Source organism: Bartonella sp. OD88NMGDW (assembly GCF_042193775.1).
Classification (GTDB): Bacteria; Pseudomonadota; Alphaproteobacteria; order Rhizobiales; family Rhizobiaceae; genus Bartonella; species Bartonella grahamii.
Map to the genome: position 1 here is coordinate 1 of NZ_JBHIMA010000095.1, position 523 is coordinate 523.

Here is a 523-nt window from a genome sequence, read left to right on the forward strand (position 1 = left end):
GATTGTTGCTCATCACAAACAGCAAGACGTAAGGCTCGCATTCAGGTTGTTCTGGATGCTTTGTACAAAAAGGGCTGTTCAAGCGCTTCTTGACACTGCGCTGTGGTATGACAGCACCTGGACGACAAATCGGCAAGTTTTTCTCTTTAAAAGTATAACACGGACTCCCTCTCCCTTTATAGCGAAAACCTGATTGAATCATACATGTATAAGTTGTTGCTTTTGCATTGATGCTCTGCTTTCTGTTTTCTGGATCGACATCATAAGGAGTTGGCATACCACATTCTAACAAAGCTTTTCCTACCTCAGTAAAATCTGCTCCTGGCTTCTCCCACATCGCCAAAGATGATGAAGGAGTTTTATTAAACTGACATCCTGCAATACCTAACAAAGTTACAGCACTTAATAATTTTAGAGTTTGTTTCATTTTTTACTCCGTGATTTACTTAAAGGAAATTGTTCTAGATGAGACGTGCCATACTGCTTTTGGCATTTTGGCCCCGCATGTCCAAGACAAGTATGG

The 523-nt window shown here is 40.9% G+C and carries 1 protein-coding gene; it reads right to left on the bottom strand.

What is annotated here, in order from left to right; all coding sequences use genetic code 11:
• The coding region (locus ACFIJR_RS09310; protein ID WP_375654098.1) for a hypothetical protein at positions 1–427 on the bottom strand (427 nt) is incomplete at its 3' end.
• Positions 428–523: the final 96 nt, after the last annotated feature.